The 23,302-nt window shown below is 42.3% G+C and carries 18 protein-coding genes and 2 riboswitches; of the genes, 7 read left to right on the top strand and 11 right to left on the bottom strand.

The window, feature by feature from the left end:
* Positions 1–46 precede the first annotated feature (46 nt).
* Complete coding sequence (locus BLR93_RS07375; protein ID WP_093212816.1) at positions 47–889, bottom strand: hypothetical protein; 843 nt, start codon at positions 887–889, stop codon at positions 47–49.
* Between the two features lie 164 nt (positions 890–1,053).
* Here BLR93_RS07375 and BLR93_RS07370 point away from each other — a divergent pair, with 164 nt between their 5' ends.
* Entirely contained in the window at positions 1,054–2,274 is a 1,221-nt protein-coding gene (locus BLR93_RS07370) for a dicarboxylate/amino acid:cation symporter (RefSeq protein ID WP_093213465.1), read from the top strand.
* A gap of 118 nt (positions 2,275–2,392) precedes the next feature.
* Here the strand turns inward: BLR93_RS07370 and BLR93_RS07365 are convergent, their stop codons facing one another.
* The 3 genes from BLR93_RS07365 to motA all read right to left on the bottom strand — a co-directional run bounded on the left by BLR93_RS07365 (position 2,393) and on the right by motA (position 6,029).
* Positions 2,393–4,102, bottom strand: a complete 1,710-nt coding sequence (locus tag BLR93_RS07365) for a methyl-accepting chemotaxis protein (protein ID WP_093212814.1) — start codon at positions 4,100–4,102, stop codon at positions 2,393–2,395.
* Between the two features lie 146 nt (positions 4,103–4,248).
* Positions 4,249–4,350, bottom strand: a riboswitch (cyclic di-GMP riboswitch).
* 129 nt (positions 4,351–4,479) lie between these two features.
* Entirely contained in the window at positions 4,480–5,250 is a 771-nt protein-coding gene (gene motB / locus BLR93_RS07360) for a flagellar motor protein MotB (RefSeq protein WP_093212812.1), read from the bottom strand.
* Positions 5,247–6,029: a flagellar motor stator protein MotA gene (gene motA / locus BLR93_RS07355; RefSeq protein WP_093212811.1), complete on the bottom strand. Its 783-nt coding sequence runs from the start codon at positions 6,027–6,029 to the stop codon at positions 5,247–5,249. Before motA ends, motB begins: the two co-directional genes overlap by 4 nt.
* Before the next feature lie 130 nt (positions 6,030–6,159).
* Positions 6,160–6,244: riboswitch (cyclic di-GMP riboswitch) on the bottom strand.
* A 541-nt stretch (positions 6,245–6,785) separates the two neighbouring features.
* On the opposite strand from motA, the gene BLR93_RS07350 reads away from it, so the two are divergent.
* From BLR93_RS07350 to BLR93_RS07325, 6 genes are all read left to right on the top strand, one after another.
* A complete protein-coding gene (locus BLR93_RS07350) occupies positions 6,786–7,352 on the top strand; it encodes a ribonuclease H-like YkuK family protein (protein WP_342720320.1) in 567 nt (188 codons plus the stop codon).
* A 367-nt stretch (positions 7,353–7,719) separates the two neighbouring features.
* Positions 7,720–8,247: an NAD(P)H-dependent oxidoreductase gene (locus BLR93_RS07345; RefSeq protein WP_093212807.1), complete on the top strand. Its 528-nt coding sequence runs from the start codon at positions 7,720–7,722 to the stop codon at positions 8,245–8,247.
* 187 nt (positions 8,248–8,434) lie between these two features.
* Entirely contained in the window at positions 8,435–8,632 is a 198-nt protein-coding gene (locus BLR93_RS07340) for a hypothetical protein (RefSeq protein ID WP_093212804.1), read from the top strand.
* Between the two features lie 332 nt (positions 8,633–8,964).
* Positions 8,965–10,674 (top strand): serine hydrolase domain-containing protein, encoded by a 1,710-nt coding sequence (locus BLR93_RS07335; RefSeq protein ID WP_093212802.1) that lies wholly within the window; start codon positions 8,965–8,967, stop codon positions 10,672–10,674.
* A 19-nt stretch (positions 10,675–10,693) separates the two neighbouring features.
* Positions 10,694–12,805: a glycoside hydrolase family 3 N-terminal domain-containing protein gene (locus BLR93_RS07330; RefSeq protein WP_093212800.1), complete on the top strand. Its 2,112-nt coding sequence runs from the start codon at positions 10,694–10,696 to the stop codon at positions 12,803–12,805.
* A gap of 77 nt (positions 12,806–12,882) precedes the next feature.
* Positions 12,883–14,169, top strand: coding sequence for an exo-beta-N-acetylmuramidase NamZ family protein (locus tag BLR93_RS07325; RefSeq protein ID WP_093212798.1), 1,287 nt, complete (start codon positions 12,883–12,885; stop codon positions 14,167–14,169).
* Positions 14,170–14,225: 56 nt separating this feature from the next.
* Here the strand turns inward: BLR93_RS07325 and BLR93_RS07320 are convergent, their stop codons facing one another.
* The 7 genes from BLR93_RS07320 to rhaB form a co-directional block, all read right to left on the bottom strand.
* A complete protein-coding gene (locus tag BLR93_RS07320; RefSeq protein WP_093212796.1) occupies positions 14,226–14,948 on the bottom strand; it encodes a LutC/YkgG family protein in 723 nt (240 codons plus the stop codon).
* On the bottom strand, positions 14,935–16,374 hold the full coding sequence (locus BLR93_RS07315) for a LutB/LldF family L-lactate oxidation iron-sulfur protein (protein WP_093212794.1): 1,440 nt from the start codon (positions 16,372–16,374) through the stop codon (positions 14,935–14,937). The genes BLR93_RS07320 and BLR93_RS07315 overlap by 14 nt, the downstream gene beginning before the upstream one ends.
* A complete protein-coding gene (locus tag BLR93_RS07310; protein WP_093212792.1) occupies positions 16,374–17,099 on the bottom strand; it encodes a (Fe-S)-binding protein in 726 nt (241 codons plus the stop codon). The genes BLR93_RS07315 and BLR93_RS07310 overlap by 1 nt, the downstream gene beginning before the upstream one ends.
* 203 nt (positions 17,100–17,302) lie before the next feature.
* Entirely contained in the window at positions 17,303–18,064 is a 762-nt protein-coding gene (locus BLR93_RS07305; protein WP_093213463.1) for a DeoR/GlpR family DNA-binding transcription regulator, read from the bottom strand.
* Between the two features lie 131 nt (positions 18,065–18,195).
* Complete coding sequence (locus tag BLR93_RS07300) at positions 18,196–20,262, bottom strand: bifunctional aldolase/short-chain dehydrogenase (RefSeq protein WP_093212790.1); 2,067 nt, start codon at positions 20,260–20,262, stop codon at positions 18,196–18,198.
* 184 nt (positions 20,263–20,446) lie between these two features.
* The gene (rhaA, locus tag BLR93_RS07295) at positions 20,447–21,700 is read right to left on the bottom strand and encodes an L-rhamnose isomerase (protein WP_093212788.1); all 1,254 of its coding nucleotides are present in this window, start codon (positions 21,698–21,700) and stop codon (positions 20,447–20,449) included.
* Complete coding sequence (rhaB, locus tag BLR93_RS07290; RefSeq protein WP_093212786.1) at positions 21,697–23,121, bottom strand: rhamnulokinase; 1,425 nt, start codon at positions 23,119–23,121, stop codon at positions 21,697–21,699. The genes rhaA and rhaB overlap by 4 nt, the downstream gene beginning before the upstream one ends.
* Positions 23,122–23,302: the final 181 nt, after the last annotated feature.

Raw genomic sequence — 23,302 nt, 5'->3', positions numbered from 1 at the left:
CCGTTATCATACCCGATGAAACGGTAAATAAAACGTTGCATCGACTCTAGCTTTCATGTTGCAACTTGATTTTTACAAACGTTCGGTCATCAAAGGATTTGTTCCCCTTGACCAGTCCCTTGGAAGATTTATAGCTGCGGAAACATAACGGGTCTTGTTCTAATAAGGCCGCTAGCGCTTCCTCTGATTTTTCCAGCGTTGGTTTTAAAAAAGGATAACCGTCAGAGGCAAGAACTATATACTCTGTATCTTCAGGCACTTCAGTCACTATTGTTTGCTGAATATCCACCGGAAATCCGTTGATGACATCATAACCATATTGATTGTCCGTATCGTTTTGCAAATAATACTGCTGTTTAATTAGCGGCTGAATAAACTCCCACCCTGTATCACGCTTTAACAAATCTTCGATTGACTTTCCTTTTTTCAACTCTGCCTCCAAATATAGAGATCTGGCTTCAGCTGTGATACTATCCAGATGTTTCTCATGCTTATATAAACTATCATTTATCATCATTTGGCAATCACCGATTTGCCAGATTTCCTGGTAAAAATTACTGTACACAACCAAGCTTGCAGAGGGAGCCATCCATCGATGTTCTTCCATTTCTTTAACGATTCCCTCTCGCTGATAGGCGGCCTGCATTCGTTTGTTGATGAATGTTAACATTTCGCTTAATGTACAGGCTGGTTCCAATTCCTCTATCGCTCGCTTAATTAGTTCAGCAGCTAACCTTCCTGGAGTAGTACCGTTTATTTTTCTCCCGCTAACATTAGTAGCACCATCGATGACCGCAACAAAATGATCGGTATATACATAAATATCTTCACAATCATTGCTATTGTCACGCTTTCCTTGCAAAAATTTTTCGACTACTATAAAATTCAAATTTCACCCCTCCATTTTTGCTGGGATTTTGCCATTCCATTCCGGAACTCAGCCTTGTCGCATCATCCCGGTCAGCTTAGTATTTTTTTATTATTTCCATGTTTGTCTTTTTACTATATAATTGATTAATTATCTTGGAAAGGGAAAGGAAGTTTTTTGTGAGAATAAAAATGAACCTGATAACGCAAATATTTATTGCGTTTCTACTAGCAATCATCCTGGGGATTATTTTTAATGAGTCTATCAGTGTGATAGCTCCGCTCGGAGATTTGTTTCTGCGTTTAATTAAATTCATCATAGCCCCGCTTATTCTCTCTACTCTGGTTGTAGGCGTGTCCAGCACGGGTGATCCGAAGCAGCTCGGCAGGATTGGCTTGAAGACGATTTCTTATTATTTATTAACTACCGCCGTTGCTATCATTATTGGCTTAGGTGTAGCATTTCTGCTTTCACCTGGAAAAGGTGTCGATGTCTCGGTTTCTGACGATACAGCGGAAGTAGCTGATCAACAGCAACAAAGCGTGGTCGATACGTTTTTGAACATCATTCCGGAAAACCCATTTGATGCTTTAGCAAGCGGCAATATTTTGCAAATTATCTTTTTTGCCTTATTCATCGGGCTTGCCATCACTTTTGTCGGAGAAAAAGCTCAGCCGGTTTACCGTTTTTTCGATGCTTTTGCTGAAGTAATGTATAAAATCACCGCCATTATTATGTATGTGGCGCCAATAGGTATTCTTGGCTTGGTGGCACCAGTAATCGGGGAGTATGGATTGTCCGTGCTGCTGCCTTTATTGAAAGTTATTTTAGCTGCAGTCATCGCCTGTATATTACATGCTGTCCTCGTCTATTCCTCTGCAGTGAAGATTTACGGGAAAATAAGTCCTTTATCCTTTTTTAAAGGAATATCTCCTGCAGCTCTAGTAGCATTCAGTACGGCAAGCAGCGCAGGGACATTACCAGTAACATTGAAAAATACACAGGAGAATCTTTGTGTACCTAACAAAATCAGCAGCTTCGTCCTTCCTTTGGGGGCAACCATTAACATGGATGGAACTGCCATTTATCAAGGGACCGCTGTTGTGTTTATTGCCCAGTTTTATGGATTGGACTTATCCTTCATCCAGTTACTTACGGTCGTCGTAACTACTGTACTTGCATCGATTGGCACTGCTGGCGTTCCTGGAGCTGGTTTGATTATGCTGACCATGGTGTTAAGCTCTGTGAATATGCCAGTGGAAGGAATTGCCTTAATCGCAGGTGTCGACCGGATTCTTGATATGTTCCGGACTACACTCAACGTAGTAGGAGATGCTTCAGCGACAGTGGTCGTGGCCGGTTCAGAAAAAGAGCTGCGGGTAGATGAACCCCTGAAAGATAGTTAATTAAAAACTTCCTAATGAAATTATATTACGCTCTTCGGCTTTGTCGTTAAATAGCAAACCAATTGAACGAAAAAACCCTTTGCTGTCTGTAAGGATGCAAAGGGTTTTTTGTAAACAATTATATTTTAAACTGACCGATGAGTCTGTTTAATTTTTCTGCCAATGATGCCAGTTGTTCGGAACTGGCGGATACTTCTTCCATCGCGCTGCTTGTCTGCTGCGAAGAAGCAGACGTTTGTTCCACACCTGCAGCTGATTCTTCTGATATGGATGCAATTTCTTCTATGGAAGCATTCATCTCCTGGCTGCTTGCTGCAATGGTTGCCAAATTATTAGAAACTGTCTGCACGTTGTTGGCCATGCTAGTCACAGAAGTATTGATTCCTTTAAAGGTTTCCCCAGTTGTTTTTATTTGGGCAGTGCCTTGCTCAACTTCTTTATAGCCAGACTGTAAAGATTCTGTTACGTTACCTGATTCTGTTTGGATACTGTTAACAATTCCAGTTATATCAGTTACGGAAACAGATACTTGTTCTGCAAGTTTCCTCACTTCATCAGCTACAACTGCAAAGCCTTTCCCATGTTCTCCAGCTCTAGCTGCTTCGATAGCTGCATTCAAAGCGAGCAAGTTGGTTTGTTCTGCAATGTCTTTAATTACCGAGACAAGCTTGGTAATCTCCTGGGATTGCGTATCCAAACCTTGAACCTTTTCCACTGCTTCTTTTACGATGCTATCTATCACAGCCATCTGCTTAATTGAGGAATCCATTAAACGGCTGCCTTCTTCTGTCATTTGAAGCACATCACCTGAAGCCCTTTTAATATCTTCCCCATTGGCATTGGCTTCTTGTACTTTTCCGGAAAAGTCCGACATGACAGATGCTAATTCAGTAGCACTATTCGCCTGTGATTCCGTACCTGAAGCTAGTTCATGCATGGTAGCCGCCACTTGTTGGGACCCTGCTTTTACTTCTGCCGCTGACTGAGTTAATTCTTCACTCTGGCCATTTACTGACTCAGAGATTTCTGAGATTTGCTGAATCATATTACTTAAGCTGTCCCTCATAGTGTTAACAGCTTGGGATAGTTGGCCGATTTCATCCGAACCTTTATAGTCCAGAGGTTCGACAGCTAAATCGCCTTCAGCAATTCTATTGCTGACTTCGGTCACCCTCTTAAGGTTTTTGGATACTAAACGGCTGATCAGCAGGAAGAAGCTGCCGCCTAGAATTACGGAAAGACCAATGGATAACAGCAGAACAATACTTACTGTTTGAGCACTATTCCCCGCATTGTCTACTGCTTTTCCCTGATCCTCAATGGCTATCGCACGCAAGCTTTCCAACAGTTCAACCGTAGTGGTTTGTAATTCGCTGGATTGGTTTTGCAGGTTGACGAGCAGCGACTCTTCCCCATCAGCAACTGCCGGGACCATCACTTCCAGAAACAAGTCATTGATTCTTTGATCATTTTCGATAATTTTATTGAATAATTCCTTTTGTTCACCTGTCACCATAGAACTTTTCAATTCGTTTTCCAAGGCGTTGAATTGATCCTGGCTTTCTTTAAACTTTTCAATATACTGTTCATCTGTGCTGTTTAAGTAACTTGCACTTTCCATTCCTTTTTCACGCAGCAATGACCCCATTTCGGTCACCTTCACTGCCCGCTCCCCCACATTCTCTACGGTGTCGATATTATTGGTGATATTGTTGATAAGGAAGCTGGTAACTCCTGTCGAAGCACCAAACAAAACAAATACCATAATCATCGTAAGCCCGAACTTCCAACCAATGCTTACATTTTTAAAATTTCCTTTTTTAAGCATTCCCATCCCCCTCTAAGCTGTGATTGATTTATATTTTTTAAATAATCTTAAAACTTAGCTTGAGTTGTCCCTAATGTTTTTAGGCAATAAAAAAGGCTATCCTAAAAATAGAATAGCCAAATCAGATTTATCCCCTAAATCAGTCAATTGGTAACCAGGCCATCGTAGCCCCTAGTCGTTAATGACTAGGAAGCCGTAGATCCTAGGCTTTGCGTCCTAACTTTTCAGTAAGTTTGCCTTTATTATCTATGTGAATGAGTCATATTATGTAGTTCTTAAGTAATAATATAGGATAAAAATTCATAATTCAACACAATTTCCAAAATTTGAACACATTTCGAAAATGTTTAAACATTTGAATTAGTTAGAATATTTACTCACTCATTTGATAGATCGTAATTTGGCAATATCAACACTTCTACACGGCGGTTTTTTGCCCTGTTGCCGGCACTGTCATTCGGGACAATCGGTTTATGCTCCCCAAACCCTTTTGCACTGAATAATTGAGCCTTAAGATCGTCATTATTCAACAATAAACGCATAAAGTTCACTGCCCGCATGACGCTCAATTCCCAGTTTGAAGTGAACTCGCTGCTGCTTGTAATTGGCTGATTGTCTGTATGTCCGCTAACCACGATTTGATGGGGCGGATTCGTATACAGGAAGTTGGAAACTTCTTCTACAATTTCAATACCCTCTCCTCTTACCTCTGCACTGCCGGAAGCAAAAGAAACATCATTTAGGATGGAAATCAATAAACCTTCTTCCGTTAATTTAGTGTCAAGGACATCATTTAAACTGTTTTCTTCAATATACCCATTGATTTTTTGCTGAATAGTAGCTAATTCTTTCAGTTCTTCTCTTTTCTTATCTTCTTCTTCCTCTTTATCTTCTTCTTTTTTTTCTTCCTTCTCTTCCTCTTCCGTGAATTCAGCCTCAGGAGTTATCGAAGTGTTATTTTCCATAATCCCTTTCCCGCCGGAAAACTCTCCATTAAGAACATTGGCAAGTTCTTCGTATTTTGCTTCATCTACCTTACTAATAGCAAATAATACAATGAACAAGGCGAGGAGAAGCGTTAATAAATCGGCATAGGGAATCAGCCAGGATTCATCTATGTGTTCTTCCTTATGTTTTTTTCTTCTCACTGTTCTTCTCCTTCCTCAAAGGCGGCGAACTCAGTCGGAGACAAATAGGAACTTAATTTGCCTTTGATCACCTGAGAGGAATCTCCAGTTGTCAGTGATAAGATCCCTTCGATCATCACCCGTTTAATATGGATTTCTTTTTTTGACTTTTCTTTTAGCTTGTTTGCAAAGGGATGCCATAACACATAGCCTGTGAAGATCCCAAACAGTGTAGCCACAAAGGCAGCGGCAATGGCATGACCCAATGCTTCGGTGTCTTCCATATTACCAAGCGCTGCTATTAGCCCGACAACCGCCCCCAAGACCCCCAATGTTGGTGCATATGTACCTGCCTGAGTAAAGATTGAGGCACCCTTGAGATGGCGTTCCTCCATGGCATCTATTTTCTCAAGCAACACATCACGGATAAATTCAGGTGTTTGGCCATCCACTGCTAATTCCAATCCAGAAGCTAAAAAGGCATCATCTATTTCATCAAGGTGGTTTTCTAATGATAAAATGCCTTCCCTTCTAGTTAAATCAGCCCAATTCGTGAACATAGGAATAATCTCTTTAACATCCTCGGTTTTTTGTTCTGTGAAAATGATTTTAAATAATGCTGGTACTTTCTTCAATGTTTCAAATGGAAAGGCAATGCATACTGCTGCAATGGTCCCCAAAAATATAATCAGCATGGCGGCCGGATTCAATAAGGCAAGCGGACTTACCCCTTTCAATACCATTCCGACTCCGATAGCAATAATTGCGAAAATAATTCCTGCAAATGACGTTTTATCCATATTTTCTCCCCCATATCACTTCTTGTTAATCGTGCAGTGTTGCTTTAAGATGCAAACGTTAAATAGTCTAAAAAGGCCATTCTAATAGATTAGAACAGCCATTATCATATCAAAATAAAAAATATGAATTATTGGCAGCCAGGCGATCATAGTATATAGCCCTTAGACCCTATGCTTTGCGTCCTACTCTTTCGAATAGTTTGCCTTTGTCTAATTATCGAATTCCAGGCATAGAGCACCCGATGAATCTCCAGCAAAAGCAAGACGATTCGACGAATTTCTCCATTCTTTATTATTATCGGATGATTTTAAGCTTTTTAAAGTGGGATAATAGAAGAAATAGGAACGGAAATATGGAAAAATGTCTTATGGAGTATGTGAACAACAAAAAAAACAATGCATGAGTTATCGTGAAATCGCCGGGGAGGCCATTTTTTCGGTACTCATGCATTGTTCGCTGATTCTTATGTTGACAAGCTCATTATGACACGGTTATTCCGTGCTGTCATACATCTAAAGATGGATATTTACTAATCTTTTCGTCTGAGAATGAAAAATACCGTATAAATCACCTTTAGAAGGTGCACCATAACAGGCATCGGCGTATCCATTTTTTACACAATCATCTTAGAAAAGAATATAATAAGAATGAACCTGGAATTCAGTAGTATATTTTTATGAAGCCTGTCTTTTAGCGTAGCAATAGAAAATTTTTTAACTTAACAGTGAATAATCTATGTAAGGGAGATGGATGATGTGAAGCATCATAGGCATTCCTCTTTAACCGGCAGAAAGTTCATGAACCTTTCAGAAAAGGATATGAGTTTTGACGAGGTCTTTCAAAGAATTATCCGTTTTATCGAAAAGGACCCAGCAGCCAATTACCGTTTAATGGTAGGGACCGACTCTCAAGTTCACAAACTTCATACCGTCTTTGTTACGGGAATTGTTATTCAAAGACAGGGTAAAGGTGCCTGGGCCTGCGTTATTCCAACTGTATTTCCACGCAAATACATGAACCTGCATGAAAAAATCTCCATGGAAACCTCTCTCACCGAACAAGTAGCTTTTTTATTTGATGATAAAAAGAAAAATCAATTGATTGATATGATCCTTCCCCATATTTATCAAGGCAGTTCTTTAACGCTGGAAGGCCATATTGATGTTGGCTTGGAAAAACGATCGCTTTCACGATTCCTGGCTGGCGAAATGATGGCAAGGATTGAATCATCTGGACTGGAACCCGTCGTCAAACCAGAATCATTTGTAGCCTCAGGCTATGCTAACAGATACACCAAGACTCCTAGTAAGTTCCTTTCTTAGCCCTAGCTCACCGGCCACTATAGGGAGCGGCCAATTCATACATACTACCAATCTATCTTTCTTCCCTTTTCGCTTCCTATCTGCCTCCTTTTATGACATGCTATTTTATAAGGGATATTTTCGAGAGAACTATTTAATGGAGAATAAAGCTGGCAAATCGGCACAGCAGTTGCCTGTTGTGATGGTTTCTCCATGGCCGGGAAAGCAGCAGCGATGCGACTAAAAGATACTGGACAGGTTAAACCTCGCCAAGCTGCCGACTAACCTGCAACAAGGTTTATAATACGAAAAGTAGTTTTAAACATAGCAAAATTACATTTAGTGAATGAATCGTTACGGTTGTTCAATGTGGAGGGTTTATTTATCAATGAAAATTTTAATTCTGGTCAACCATCCGAATTTTGAAGAGTCCATCGTTAATAAGCGATGGCTGGAAGAATTGGAGAAGTATCCTCGATTCACTGTTAGACATTTAGATGATGTCTATCCGGATGGTGAGATTGATATTGAACAGGAACAACGATTATGCGAGCAGCATGACCGGATTGTATTTCAATTTCCATTCTATTGGTTCAGTTCTCCAGCCCTATTAAAAAAATGGCAGGATGATGTACTGACAAGGGGCTGGGCACATGGATCTTCTGGAAATCGCTTAGTTGGCAAAGAACTGCTGATTGCCACTACGGTCGGAAGCCCCGACTATAAATATCAAGCCAGTCACATCCACGAGTTCTCTATGAATGAATTTTTAAAGCCATTTCAAGCGACAAGTAAGTTTGTCGGCATGACCTATTTACCTGCCTTCATCTTTTTTGGCACTTTTAAAGCCGGTGAAGAAGAAGTTGAACAAAGCGCCAGAGACTATGTGAACCATATTATCTCAGACTTTGAGTGACGCGTTTTTTTGCTTTTGGCTGGAAAAACTGTGATTTTCCTGTAGCAAGCCCTTGCCTCTTCTGGTGCTGACGACCTATATCTCTGCTTCATAACATGATCTTAAAGAACCCTTTTTATCTGCTTAACATTGTTTTGTTATATATCGGGTATAGTAAAGAAAATATTCAAAATAATGGGGAGAGACTATGTTCGAGAAAATTTTAAACGCCTTGGTAGATAATTATGAAGATAATGAATTTGATGAATTGGACGAAGCAGCTGAGGAAGATGAAGAGTTACTAGCATTCGATGAAGAAGACAACCTCGAACGAGATCAGTTTATTGAAGATCCAGGCATCGTCGGTATCATTAACGAAAATTCTAATTTATATGACAACCCGTAATGCGGCAGATAAACACTCCAGCAATGATTAAATGACCGGACCCTTTTTAGGAGTCTGGTTTTTTATTGCCCAGGAAACCCTCCCAATCCAGCATTAAGTAAATATTGATAGAGGTAAATCAGCCTGACGGTCTGAATTTTCTAAAAATAATAAATATTACCTAGGAGAATATACCTCTTAAACCTTTCCAATCTGAGGGAAACAGGACTTATTCGGTATAGACAACTATATCTATTCTAGATTACCATTTAAGAAAGGGAACCATCCAATCCCTGGAAAGGAGGAAATGCTAGATTCATAAAATAAAATAAATGATGTCTAAAGGAGGAAGTATGAAAAAGCACCTCTTACCGTTATTATCTGTCGTTTTATGTTCATCTCTTATTGTGCCAGCAAGTGTTATCGCAAATTCTCCATCCTCACAGAAGCCAACACCTACCATAGAAAACAAAAAAGTAAAAAAATCGTATCAGCATCCGCATTCCGTATTTTCCTGGGACTCCCCCGGAAAAATACCGCCCGTACTCCACCCCGGATCAGCTAAAGGAGCCGGCATGGTGGAAGAACCGCTAAAAAATATTGACCAAACCATTAATCGCTTTATCGAAGAAGAGGCGATGCCTGGCGCAGTTAGCTTGGTTGCCCGCCGCGGCCATATCGTACAGCACGAAGCTTACGGGTATGCCGCCCGTTATACAAATGGCAATAAATCAGAAATGGATAACCCTGTCCCAATGAACGAGGATACTATTTTTGATCTCGCCTCTATCAGCAAAATTTTCACTACTACAGCTGCTATGATCCTTTATGAGCAGGGCTTGTTTGACCTCGATGACCCTGTTGCCCATTACATCCCAGAATTCGCACAAAACGGAAAAGAAAACGTAACGATCCGCCAGCTAATGACGCATACATCCGGTTTCACCGCCTGGGTTCCGCTTTATACTCAAGGGAGCAGTCGGGAAGACCGTCTGGAATATGTTTACAGCTATGGATTAAGTACAAGCCCCGGAGAACAATATACGTACAGCGATTTAAATATGATTACTCTTGGCGGATTGGTAGAAGTGTTGTCCGGCCAGCGGCTTGATCAGTTTGTCCAAGAAAAAATCACGGAACCATTAAAAATGACCGATACCATGTACAACCCGCCAGCTTCTCTGAAAGACAGAATTGCTGCTACCGAGTTTCAAGCAGTACCGGACAGAGGCTTGGTATGGGGGGAAGTCCATGATGAAAACGCCTGGTCATTGGATGGTGTGGCTGGACATGCTGGTGTATTTTCTACTGCGGAAGACTTGGCTGTTTTCGCTCATATGATACTAAATGACGGCACCTATGGCGGAAAGAGAATTTTACAGCCTGACACCGTTCAACTGCTGACAGAAAATCAACTTCCCCAATTCCCTGATGACAGCCATGGCCTCGGATGGGAATTAGGACAAGGCTGGTATATGGATGCTCTTACTGACGGAACAACTCTTGGCCATACAGGATATACCGGTACATCCTTAGTCATAAATAGAAATAACAATACGATTGCTATCTTACTTACAAACCGTGTCCACCCTAGTCGGAACACTGTATCCACCAACCCTGTCAGACGGCAGTTTGTCAGACAGGTCGCTGATGCCATTCCTGTATCAGTTCCGGATAAAGACAGCGCTTGGTTTTCCGGGTATGGCAACCAGTTACACCGGACATTGGAAATAGCAATCAAGGACAGCCAAAAGCAAGCCTTATTATCCTTCAACACCTGGTATAAAATCGAACAAGATTATGATCACGGCTATGTGGAGACTTCCAGCAACGGCCAGGATTGGACGCAAGTCACCTCTCCTGTCAACGGAAGCAGCAAGAGCTGGGAGCGCCAGGAGTTCCAGCTGCCAGAAAACACAAAGTATGTCAGATTCCGTTATACGACCGATGGAAGTGTAAATGGAAGAGGCTGGTATCTTCATAATATTAATATAACTTCCAGTAATAAAGAACCTGTGGCATATGATTTATCAACCGGTGATTGGAGCGAACGAAGCTATTAACTAAGAAGGAGTATCACATATGAAAAAATTCAAGCAGCATATTTCCATAATTATATTAGCTTTAGTCCTATTTGCCTCACAGTTAGTCAGCGGAACAGCTGTTTCAGTTGATGCCGCTAGTCCAGAAGAACCAAAGAGTTTGGTCCTTTATCAAAACCTGCCGGAAGTCGAGCCGGAAATCAATAATAATGAAGTGGAATTGCAAGTGCTCCGTGTCTATGAAGACGGGCACTATGAAAAAATCACCGAGGAACTGGAATGGAAATCCACCAATAAAAACGTGGCTACCGTTAATCAGAAAGGTACCGCAACATTCACCGAAAAACCTGGACGAACCTTTATTGAGGTAACAGACGGGACTTATTCAGACCGTATAGCCCTCGACTTCAAGCCTGATAAACCGAAAGCTGCAAAAGGAAAGTCAAACTTTATACCTGCCATCGTAAAATCACAGGGCGAAAAGTATGAGTTAATCGATACTGCCATAGAAATGATGACGACAAAAGAGAAAATAGGACAAATGCTTATGCCAGATTTCCGTAACTGGGAAGGAGAAAATGTGACAGAAATGCTCCCGGAAATCGAGAACCTAGTGAAAGAGTACCATCTCGGTGGAGTGATTTTATTCCGGGAAAATGTTGTCACCACGGAACAAACAGCTAAACTCGTTTCCGATTATCAAGCGGCCTCTGACAAATACGGAATGTTATTAACGATTGATCAAGAAGGCGGAATCGTCACCCGGTTACAGTCCGGAACCGATATGCCCGGAAATATGGCTTTAGGTGCGACAAGGTCAACAGAGACAGCATTTAATGTGGGGCAGGCAATCGGCGAGGAATTGTCCGCTCTCGGCATCAATATGAATCTGGCGCCGGTAATGGATGTTAACAACAATCCTGATAACCCTGTCATCGGCGTTCGATCGTTTGGCAGTTCTCCGGACCTGGTTGCCGATTTAGGCATTGCTTATACGAAAGGCCTGCAAACAACCGGTGTAGCCGCCACAGCCAAACACTTCCCCGGTCATGGAGACACAGCTGTCGATTCCCATCTTGGCCTTCCGGAAGTACCGCATGATAAAGAACGGCTTAAAGAAGTCGAGCTTTACCCATTTCAACAAGCGATGGAAACTGGCCTCGATGCTATCATGACAGCACATGTCACTTTTCCAAAAATCGATGATACGAAGGTGATATCCCAGAAGGACGGAACCGAAATTGCCCTTCCTGCTACCTTGTCTAAAAAAGTGTTAACAGACTTAATGCGTGAAGAAATGGGGTATGAGGGTGTAATCATTACTGATGCTTTGAATATGAAAGCAATTGCTGACCATTTCGGACCGGTTGATGCTGCTATCCGCGCAGTGAAAGCTGGTACTGATATTGTGCTAATGCCGGTTGGATTGGAAGAAGTAGCAGAAGGGTTGCTGGCAGCAGTCGAATCCGGTGAAATTAACGAAGCAGCCGTCGAGGAATCTGTCAAACGAATCCTCACCCTAAAAGCCAAGCGCGGCATTTTCAAAGAAAGCACCCCTCAGCCATTGGATGAAAAAATAAGCAAAGCCAAAGAGATTGTAGGATCTGAAGAACATAAACAAGTAGAAAAGGATGCTGCTGAACAATCGATCACACTAGTCAAAAATGAGGCTGCACTGCCATTCGCTATCGACAATAATCAAAAGTTAGTCGTCATTGGCAGTACGTATATTGATCGTTTGTTCGAATCGATACAAGCATATCACGGCAATACAGAAATGATCCGTGCTTCTGGCCCGTTAACTGACAGCCAATTAGAAACCTTAGCTGATGCTGACTCAGTGGTCGTTGGGACCTATACGTATAACGTAGCTGGACGATCCCCAGACAGTTCGCAAATGCGTCTTGTCAATCAACTGATAACACACTTAGAGGCTCCAGTAATCGGAATAGGCATCCGCAATCCATATGACCTAATGGCTTATCCGGAAATTGATGCTTATTTGGCCCAATATGGATTTAACCCATCGAGCTTCACGGCTACCGCAGCTACCTTGTTTGGAGAAAACATCCCAACAGGAAAGCTGCCGATCGCAATCCCGGGAGAGGGCAGCCAGGAACTTTACGAGTTCGGACATGGACTAAGTTATTAAAAAGCATGACTCCGGGATAGAAGACAAACTATCCCGGCATATATTGCTTTCTCTAAAAAAAAACAAGGAGTGGTATGATGAAGAAAAGCATCGTATTCTTTTTATCCATTATTTTTATATTATCAACGCTCACGGTTGTTTTTGCAGACAACAACTCTAATAACGGCAATGCATACGGCAAGCAAAAAGGAAAAGGAAACCCCCATAAGTTCCAGCTGGGGGTAGAAGTACTGTTAAATGAGCAAAAGGATTTAATCGAAGGACAAAAGGTAGGATTAATTACCAATCCTACAGGAGTCGACCAGGAGTTAAACAGTATCGTAGATACGCTGCATAATGATCCGGATGTAGAACTAACCTCCCTGTATGGACCAGAACACGGAGTCCGAGGCAGCGCCCAAGCTGGTGAATACGTTGAGTACTATATTGACGAACAAACCGGCTTACCTGTATATAGTTTGTATGGACAAACAAGAAAGCCAACCCCGGAAATGCTGGAAAACATTGATGTCCTCTTGTTCGATATTCAAGATGTTGGTACACGTTTCTATACGTACATTTATACAATGGCCTATGCAATGGAAGCAGCTGCCGAAAATGACATACCTTTCATTGTTTTAGACCGTCCAAATCCAATCAGCGGAGAAAAGGTAGAAGGCCCTGTCCTTGATCCTGATTACGCATCCTTTGTAGGAAAATACCCAATCCCATTACGACATGGTATGACTGTCGGCGAATTAGCTGAATTTTTTAATGAAGAATATCAAATTGGTGCAGATTTAACAGTAGTGGAAATGAATGGCTGGAAGCGTGACATGTATTATGATGAGACACCACTTGAATTTGTACTCCCTTCACCTAATATGCCTACACTCGATACTGCTTTAGTTTATCCAGGAGCAGCCTTAATTGAGGGCACCAATATTTCGGAAGGCAGAGGTACAACAAAGCCATTTCAGTTAATTGGCGCACCCTTTATTAATAGTACCGAACTGGCGGCAGAGCTGAACAGCCTGAATCTGCCAGGCGTTGTCTTCCGGGCAGCATCGTTCACACCAAGCTTCTCCAAGCATAGCGGCAGCCTGGCAAACGGGGTGGAAATCCATGTAACCGACAAAGATGATTTTGTTCCAGTCGAGACTGGTCTCCATCTAGTCAAAACGATTCATGATATGTACCCTGATGATTTCCAGTTCCGTGCAGAAAACAGTGCCGGTGTCTCCTTTTTCGATAATCTAATCGGAAATGGCTGGATACGCGAGGCTATTGAAGAGGGACAATCCGTTGATGACATTCAAGCGCAATGGCAAGATGGATTGGAGGAATTCAAACAGCTTCGAGAACAATATTTATTATATAAATAAAAAGCAAAAGCACCAGACCATCGTTTCGTGATGATCTGGTGCTTTTATATTATAGATTACCTATCTTCTACTACTATATAAGTAGCTTTAATAGGTCCATGAACGCCAACAACTAGATTCATTTCAATATCGGCGCTGTTGCTTGGCCCAGTAATGAAGTTTACACACGAAGCAACCTTGTCTCCGCTTTCTATCTGTTGATGGATTTCTCTCGTTGCCTGGGACATCCTCGGTACCATCGTGCTTTTAGGAACAATAGCAATGTATGTTGCCGGCAGCAAACTGACAGAACGCCCTTTCCCTTTATCGCTAAACAGGACGACTGTACCAGATTCCGCCAGTGTCAAATCGCTAAAGGTGATACCCACATCTGCCTGTTCTGCCAAACGAATGCTTTCTTCCCCTTTATCCACGTCCCACTTGTGAATATTCATTCCCCTGCTTTCCTTCCAGGAAGCGAATGGTTCCAGAAGGCCAAAACTATCAAAACGGGGATCATCCCATCTTACCACGGACTTACCATTAGAGGCCTCAATTACCTGCAATAATGTATTGCTTAAATTATCTTGATTAGTCCGAACAAAATTCGTATGAATCGATTGGCATTGTCTTTCCAATACATCGACAAGCTGGTCTTCTGTATAGCCGGCAAGAACTTTCCATTGTACCTGGTGGCCCCATCTTGGCCGTTCAACCTCGGATTTCCTGCGCTCGCGTCCCAGATTATTCGCTATATTGTTTAAAAAAACTTCCCGGTTTTTAATATCACCTCTCGTCATGCTTGTAATCACCCCTTTCCCGGTTTTTATACCAATCTCTGAATCTTTCTTTCTTCGGCACCGGAAAATCTCGGACATCGGTCCACGGTTTCATTGGTCCCGGTCCCTTAGGGATCATTCCGTCCTTTACAAACGAAGTGACTAAAAATGGTGCCATTTTCGTAGCGATATTAAACAGATTCGATGATCCAGCAATTTTATTGAATCCTTGCATGGATATTCTTTCAGCCAAACCTGCCTTTTTTTCTTCTTCTACGATATTCCTCCGGTGCTCAATCAAGTGTTCATGCAGAGGAATTTTGACAGGACAGACCTCTGTACACGCTCCACACAAAGAAGAAGCATACGGTAGTTCTTTATAATCATCATAACCACCCAACAAGGGGGTAAGCACCGCTCCAATCGGACCTGGGTATATTGAACCGTAAGCGTGGCCGCCAACATGGCGATAGACAGGGCAAACATTAATACAGGCAGCACATCGAATACAGTGCAGGGCTTCCTGGAACTCTGTCCCTAATATTTTCGACCTGCCATTATCGACAATGACTAGATGGAATTCTTCAGGGCCATCTGCTTCTTCTAACTCCCTAGGTCCTGTCAAGGCTGTCACATAACTGGTTAACTTCTGTCCCACTGCAGCTCTTGTCAAAAGGCTGACCATGACATCAAGCTCTTCCCATGTCGGAACAATCCGTTCCATACCCATCACAGTAATTTGCGTTTTCGGGAGCGTGGAAACCATGCGGGCGTTTCCTTCATTGGTTACCAATGCAAACGTACCGGATTCAGCAACAGCAAAATTACAGCCAGTAATTCCTACATCGGCAGCAAGAAATTCTTTTCTCAGCTGTTCACGGGCAAACAATGTTAACTCCTCTGGCTTTTCTGTGTTCGTGTATCCTAACCTTTCTGTGAAAACATCCCGAATTTGTTCTTTATTTTTGTGCAGGGCAGGAGCCACAATATGAGACGGGGGATCATGGTCGTCAATTTGGAGAATGTATTCACCCAAATCTGTTTCTACTACTTCACAGCCCTGTTCCTCCAAAATATCATTGAGGGCGATTTCCTCTGTGACCATCGATTTAGACTTTGCTATTTTCTTAGCATTCTTCCTGGCAATTACTTCGCTGACATAATTATTGGCATCCTCGGCCGTTTCAGCAAAATAAACATGGCCACCCCTTTCAGCTACTTTTTCACTTAATTGCTGTAGATAAAAATCCAGATTTTCCATGGTATGCTGCCTAATTTCCTGTCCGAGGCTGCGCCACTCTTCCCAGTCTCCCAATTCTTCCGCCGCATTGGAACGGTTGGTTTGCAGCCTTCCCTGCGCAGACCGGACCGCCCCTCGCATGAAATCATCCCCAAGTCCCTTTTCCACCCGGTTTTTAAATTCTTTTTCTCCAATATGCATTGGCATTAACGTTCACCCCTGCTGTTCAAAATTTCTGCAATATGCATTACTTTGATTGGCTTCTTTTTACGATTAATTCGTCCACCGATATTCATCAGGCAGCCACCGTCCGCACCAATTAACACTTCGGCATTGGTTTTCTCTACATGCTCCACCTTTTCATCGACCATTTGTTCAGAAATCGTCGGCATTTTCACAGAAAAAGTCCCTCCAAATCCACAACAATCATGGCTGTTGGGAAGTTCTGTCATTTCCAGTCCTTTAACATTGCTTAATAGTTTTAGTGGGGCTTCTCTTACTCCAAGTAGTCGTGTCATGTGGCAGGAGGAATGGTATGTTGCTTTGGCATGATATTCGGATCCTGTATCCTCAATTTTTAAGACCTCGGTTAAAAATTGAGTGAGTTCATATGTTTTTTCTTTTAAGGCCTTCGCCTTTTCCTCCCATTCCGAATCATTGTCGAACAACGAGGCATACTCATGGAACATATAGGCGCATGAACCAGATGGACTGACCACATAATCGGCATGAGCAAAGGTGTTGATCATATTTTTTGCAGCTGCTTTAGTTTTCTCGTGGTAGCCACTATTATAAGCGGGCTGTCCGCAGCATGTCTGCGTTTCCGGAAAATCAACTTCGCAGCCAAAGCGCTCTAGCAATTCCACCGTCGCTTTACCGGCATTTACATAGAAAACATCCCCAAGACATGTAATAAACAACGATACTCTCATTTTCTCTCCTCCCGCCTTTCAAATGTTAACGCATTCATAAATGTCGTTAAGTGGTGATGCAGCCTTGCTGCAATGCTATCTTTAACTCTGGCAACACATATTCGCCAATAAGATGGCGTTATAGATCAAAATAATGGAAGCAAAGAACAGAAAGCCGCCAAGCTCATGATGATTCGGCGGCTAATTTTTCCCATTGCAGGAGGCTACACTTTTATCAGTTTTAACGATTTATCGGCTAGTTGTTGAACGCTAGACGGATCCACTTTACTATCGGTAATAATATGGTCGATATCTTCAAGGCCGTTCAGCCGGGAAAAAGCACGAACGCCGAATTTACTGTGATCTATCATAATAAACACCGTATCAGCATTATCCATCATTTTTTTCTTAATACGGGCCTGTTGTTCATCAGACTCACTAATTCCTTTTTCAAGATGAAGTCCTTTACAAGATATAAACGCTTTATTGACATGGTAAGTATCCAACGATGCCTCAGCTAATGGCCCAACATACGACAGGGACTTCGACATTAATGTACCACCTGTGGAAATTACTGTAACTTCTTTTCTGCCGCTAAGCTCCATAGCCACTTTAATGGAATTAGTTAGCACAGTAATAGCGATATCAGGCAAAGCTTTTGCCATGTACCAGGCCGTTGTACTGGCGTCCAGCATAATTTTATCCCCTACGACCACATGCTTTACCGCTTCACGAGCGATTTCCTTCTTTTCTCTCACGTTGGTTATTTCCCTTTCAGAAAAAGAAAGATCCAATGATTCGTCACTAGGTAAACTTACTGCTCCACCATGGCTTCTGGATAGTTTTTCCTCTGTTTCTAACCTTTCTAAGTCTTTACGAATGGTTTCTTCTGTAACAGAAAATATTCGGCTAAGCTCTGATACGCGAATACTCTTCCGTTCATTCACAAGCTCTACTATTTTTTGTTGTCTTTCAGCAACAAGCACTTGTTTCCCTACTTTCATTTTCCTTCATTTAAGTCGGTTTGTTGTACTCCTCATTTTAGTTAGGAACGAAACGTTTAGCAACATAAAGTGCAGTTAACTCGTTGGAATTGCCAACGAGTTAACAACCTTCTTTATCTCGTAAAGGCGGCTGCTACTCCTCCATCAACAGTCACCATACAGCCTGTCGTTTTGGCAGCTTTGGATGATGCCAGAAAAGCAATCGATTCTGCTATGTCCTGCGGTAAAATATTAACATTCAGGATAGTCCTTTTACGGTAATGTTCTTCTAAATCATCAGCCTCAATTCCATAAGAGGACGCCCGTTCCTCTTTCCATTCAGAGTCCCAGATTTTTGAACCGCGGATAACTGCGTCTGGAAGCACCGAATTGACACGAATCCCGTACTCTCCTCCATCTGCTGCAACCGTACGGGCAAGATGCACTTCCGCCGCCTTCGCTGTACTGTACGCTGCAGCATTTTTCCCTGCATAAATGGAATTCTTTGAGCCTACAAATACCATGCTGCCTCCGATTGCCTGGTCTTTCATCAGCTTGAATGCCTCTCTGGCAACGAGGAAGTAACCGGTAACCAATACGTTGATGTTAAGGTTCCACTTATCCATCGTTGTCTCTTCAAAAGGGCTTGAACTGGCCAATCCCGCATTATTAACGACAATATCCAAACCACCATATGTCAGGACAGCATCTCTAATTGCAGCCTCCACTTCTTCTTCTTTTGTTACATCCATTTTGACGGCTGCTGCACGATGGCCGCCGAATTTCCCGTTAATTTGATCTGCCAGCTCCTTGGCCCCTTCTAAATTAATGTCAGCTATGACTACATGGGCCCCTTCAGAGACGAGGCGGTAGCAAGTAGCACTTCCAATTCCGCCGGCTCCGCCAGTCACAAATGCAACTTGCCGGGAGAACTCCGCCTCTGGCGGTGCAAGGCTCAGTTTGTAAAGCTCGAGCGGCCAATATTCAATGGCGAACGACTCTTCTTCATTCAAAGACACAAAGCTTCCTAGAACCGTCGCCCCCTTCATGACCGCCACGGCCCGGTGATAAAGAGATCGACTGACACTTGCTGCCGTCCAGCTTTTCCCTGTGGTAATCATCCCAAGACCTGGAATAAGCACTACACGAGGAGCTGTTTCCACCATTGTATCCCCCTCTGACTTATTCCGGTTAAAGTATGCTGTGTAATTCTCCTGGAAAGACGCAATTCCTGCTTTTATATTTTCTATTAAGCGATCAACGTCTTTGCTGCTCGGATCCCATTCTACGAATAGCGGAGCACGCTTGGTATGCACCAAATGGTCTGGGCAGGCAGCACCGACTTGAGATAAGTCTTTTGCATTGCTGCTATTGACGAATTCCAAGATCTCTTCGCTGTCATCGTAAGTAACTAGCATTTTTTTATTATTGCTTACTTGGCCGCGGACTACGGGCAGAATCTTCGCAGCAATTTCTTTTCTTTCTTCGGCTGATATGGACTCGAATTGTGCGCCGCCGAACAGCGTTTGGTCTTTTGCTTTTGCTTCAATGTAATCCTCCGCCTCCTGGATAACAGAGATCGTCTTGTTATAGCTTTCTTTTGATGTTTCTCCCCAAGTAACCAAGCCGTGTTTTTCCATGATAACCAGTTCTGCATCGGGGTTGTTTTGTACTCCTTCAGCAATCATTTTAGATAGCTTGAATCCAGGACGGATATAAGGCACCCACACAAAACGGCTGCCATAAATTTCTTCGGCAATTTCTTTGCCATTATCAGCGCATGCAATACTGATTATCGCATCTGGATGGGTGTGGTCGACATGTTTGAATGGCAGAAATGCATGTAACAGCGTTTCGATGGAAGAACGAGGGTGTTTTGCATCAATCATGCAATGGGCCAAGTAATTTACCATGTCTTCATCTGTCATATCATCTTTTTCCATTAACGGGCGTATATCTTCCAAATTTAGACCAGTGAAATTTTTTGCGCCCATAGTTGCAAGGTCAGAACCACTTCCTTTTACCCACATCACTTCTATTTCATTGCCCCGGAAGTCTGTTTCTTTCGATTTAGTGGATGTGTTTCCGCCGCCCCAATTTGCAACAGACCGGTCAGAACCTAGCAAATTCGAACGATATACGAGTTCTTCTAAACCGCTTTCTATGTTTGCTTTACTATCATCCCATAGATTTTGTACCAAGTCGTTTCCTCCTCTATTCTGCTTGTTTCTTTTTCTGCATTTAGCATATCATGTTTTTGTTTATTTTTGAATACCTTGTTTTTGTTTTGTTTTTATTGTTTTTTTGGAAAAACACAATCATCTACTACGCATCTTTTTTTGAAAAAAGACCAGCATGAACAACTGCCGGTCCAAATCTTCTACACTATCTTTTCGACAATACTTCTTTTTCATATGCGTTTACTTCTTCCAGCCAGGTTTCTTGTACTGGTACACCCATTTTCTCGCAATAGTAATCCCAGATGGCGCCGAACGGATAGGTTTTAAACTCTTCCATAAGGGCCAGCCGCTCTGTGAAATTGCCTTCTTCCTGCAATTGTTTTAGATGCTGATTCGGTTGAAGCATCGCATATAACAAACTCTTAATCATATTTCGGGTTCCAATTGTCCATGCAGCAACACGGTTTATGCTTGCATCAAAAAAGTCGAGCCCGATTCTCACCTTATCAAGCGCCCCGTTCCGGACGATTTCCATTCCTATTTCTTTTAATTCGTCATCAAGGATAACGACATGGTCACTATCCCAGCGGACCGGTCTGGAAACGTGCAATGCCAGTTGATCACTGTAGAGGAGCATGGCTGATATTTTATTGGAAACAACTTCCGTCGGATGATAATGTCCTGTATCCAACAAGCATAGCTTGTTATTTTTAAGCGCATAGCCCAAATAAAATTCATGAGAACCGACTACATATGCCTCCGAGCCAATTCCAAACAGCTTGCTTTCCACGGCATCGATGTTGTACTTTTCATCTATTTCCACTTTAAAAATTTCATCCAGGGAGTCCTTTAACCGTTGTCTGGGAGTCAGCCGATCGCTGGGGATATCCTTATACCCATCAGGAATCCAAATGTTTGTTAGAGCAGGCGTGCCTAATTCTTTGCCAAAATAGGCTGCGATTTTACGGCTGGCAATACAGTGTCTGATCCAATAGTCTCTAACCTCTTTATTTGGATGGGACAAGGTTAAGCCATCGTCTGCTTTAGGGTGGGCAAACAACGTCGGATTGAAGTCCAAGCCAAGCCCGTTTTCTTTGGCCCAATTCACCCAGTTTTCGAAATGCTTAGGCTCCAGCTGGTCCCGCTCTACCACTTCGCCGTTGGTTTCCGCATAGATCATGTGCAGGTTTACCCGGTGTTTACCAGGGATAAGTGAAAGTGCCTTTTCCAAGTCGCTCCGCAGTTGTTCCGGTGTCTTCGCTTTACCAGGATAGTTTCCTGTTACATCGATTCCTCCGGATAATTCCTGCTGATTTACTTCAAACCCGCTAACATCATCCCCCTGCCAGCAATGGATCGATATCGGAACATTTTGCAGCTGCTCCAATGCTCCCTCTACATTTACTCCCCATTTCTCATAGACTTCTTTTGCATTTTCATAACGCTCTGTTACGCTCATTTCACATTCTCCTCCTCTCTATTGGCTGTGAATCTTGTCAGTTCAAACGACTGGCTTATAATGTTTCTCGCCTGTTTGATATCTTTCATTTCTCCTAGGGAGATCAATTGAGAAACAAGATTGCCAATCGCCGTTGCCTCTACCGGTCCCGCCAATACTTCTTTTTTCGTTTTATCGGCTATCAGCTGGTTTAACATTTTATTTTGGCAGCCTCCGCCAATGATATTGATTTTTTTAAATTCTTTTTCATATATTTCTTCAATTTGGTCTATAGCTTGCTGATAACTGACACCTAAACTATCAAATACACATTTGGCTACCTCGCCAGGTGTACTGGGTACCTCTTGATTTGTCTCCTGGCATAAGGATTGAATTTCTTCTACCATGTTTTCCGGCTTTAAAAAACGATCATCATCCACATTTATTTTTGATTGAAAGTTGGAAGCTTTGTTGGCCAACTCCACTAGTTCCGGAAAACTGTATTGATCGTTGTAGTTCCTCTTTACTTCCTGGATCATCCACAACCCCATAATGTTTTTTAAGAAGCGGAATTGGTAGTCAAAACCACCCTCATTCGTGAAATTATAGTCTAAAGCCTTCGTGATACAGACTGGGAACGGATTCTCCACTCCGATTAGCGACCAGGTTCCAGAACTTATATAAATTGTATCATCGACTTCAGGTACGGAAACGACAGCTGAGCCAGTGTCATGTGTGGCAGGAAGGATTACTTTCATATCTAATCCAAGTTCATCGACTAACGTTTGCCTCAAGCTCCCCAGTTGTGAGCCGGGTGGATTTATTTCTAAAAACATGTCTTTATTTATACCCAGCAGATCCAATAAGTCTTTATCCCATTTCTTTGTGAAAGCATTTACTAATTGAGTAGAAGTAGCATTTGTATATTCATTCGTTTTCTTTCCTGTCAATAGATAATTGAAGTAATCCGGCAGCATAAGAAATGATTTTGCCTTATCCAGAATTTCCGGATTGCTCTGTTTAAGCGAATATAGTTGATAAATTGTATTGAATTTCTGGAACTGAATGCCTGTTTCCAAATACAGGCGCTCTTTACTAATGAGGTTAAAAACTTCTTCCATCATTCCATCTGTCCTTGAGTCCCGATAAGCAACAGCGTCTGTCAGAAGTCGGTTTTTCTCATCCAATAAGACGAAATCAACTGCCCATGTATCAATCCCAATACTTTGTGGATGGAGGCCTCTCTCCTTGCACAAACGGATTCCTGTCTTGATTTCATTGAATAGACCATCAACATCCCAACAAAAGTGATGGCCCTTTCTAGTCAAATTATTATCAAACCGGTGTATCTCTTCCAGTTCCAGCCTGTTTTCCTTCAGACTGCCCGCAATCAATCTTCCGCTTGAAGCACCAATATCAACCGCTAAACTGCATTTGCTCATCACTACACCTCCTGATGAAAGCGTTTTACTAACTTTATAATATAAGTAAAATGCCAGTAGATAAATAACGTGGTTTACCTTTTTATTGTCCTTATTTGCGAAAGTGGCATTCAGAAAACCGTTAAAGAAACACATCGATTGACGAGCCTTTTGGCGACGTTAGAGACGGTTACACTTATGT

This window comes from Sediminibacillus albus, from assembly GCF_900101125.1.
GTDB classification, from domain to species: Bacteria; Bacillota; Bacilli; order Bacillales; family Amphibacillaceae; genus Sediminibacillus; species Sediminibacillus albus.
The sequence above is the reverse complement of the archived record's forward strand: the minus strand, read 5'-3'. Positions and strand labels throughout refer to the sequence as shown.

Coding starts and splice junctions, on each gene's coding strand:
- BLR93_RS07365 (WP_093212814.1), bottom strand. CDS start 4,102: ATGCTTAAAAAAGGAAATTTTAAAAATGTAAGCATTGGTTGGAAGTTC.
- motA (WP_093212811.1), bottom strand. CDS start 6,029: ATGGATAAAACGTCATTTGCAGGAATTATTTTCGCAATTATTGCTATC.
- BLR93_RS07345 (WP_093212807.1), top strand. CDS start 7,720: ATGAAAATTTTAATTCTGGTCAACCATCCGAATTTTGAAGAGTCCATC.
- BLR93_RS07340 (WP_093212804.1), top strand. CDS start 8,435: ATGTTCGAGAAAATTTTAAACGCCTTGGTAGATAATTATGAAGATAAT.
- BLR93_RS07335 (WP_093212802.1), top strand. CDS start 8,965: ATGAAAAAGCACCTCTTACCGTTATTATCTGTCGTTTTATGTTCATCT.
- BLR93_RS07330 (WP_093212800.1), top strand. CDS start 10,694: ATGAAAAAATTCAAGCAGCATATTTCCATAATTATATTAGCTTTAGTC.
- BLR93_RS07325 (WP_093212798.1), top strand. CDS start 12,883: ATGAAGAAAAGCATCGTATTCTTTTTATCCATTATTTTTATATTATCA.
- BLR93_RS07320 (WP_093212796.1), bottom strand. CDS start 14,948: ATGACGAGAGGTGATATTAAAAACCGGGAAGTTTTTTTAAACAATATA.
- BLR93_RS07315 (WP_093212794.1), bottom strand. CDS start 16,374: ATGCCAATGCATATTGGAGAAAAAGAATTTAAAAACCGGGTGGAAAAG.
- BLR93_RS07310 (WP_093212792.1), bottom strand. CDS start 17,099: ATGAGAGTATCGTTGTTTATTACATGTCTTGGGGATGTTTTCTATGTA.
- rhaA (WP_093212788.1), bottom strand. CDS start 21,700: ATGAGCGTAACAGAGCGTTATGAAAATGCAAAAGAAGTCTATGAGAAA.
- rhaB (WP_093212786.1), bottom strand. CDS start 23,121: ATGAGCAAATGCAGTTTAGCGGTTGATATTGGTGCTTCAAGCGGAAGA.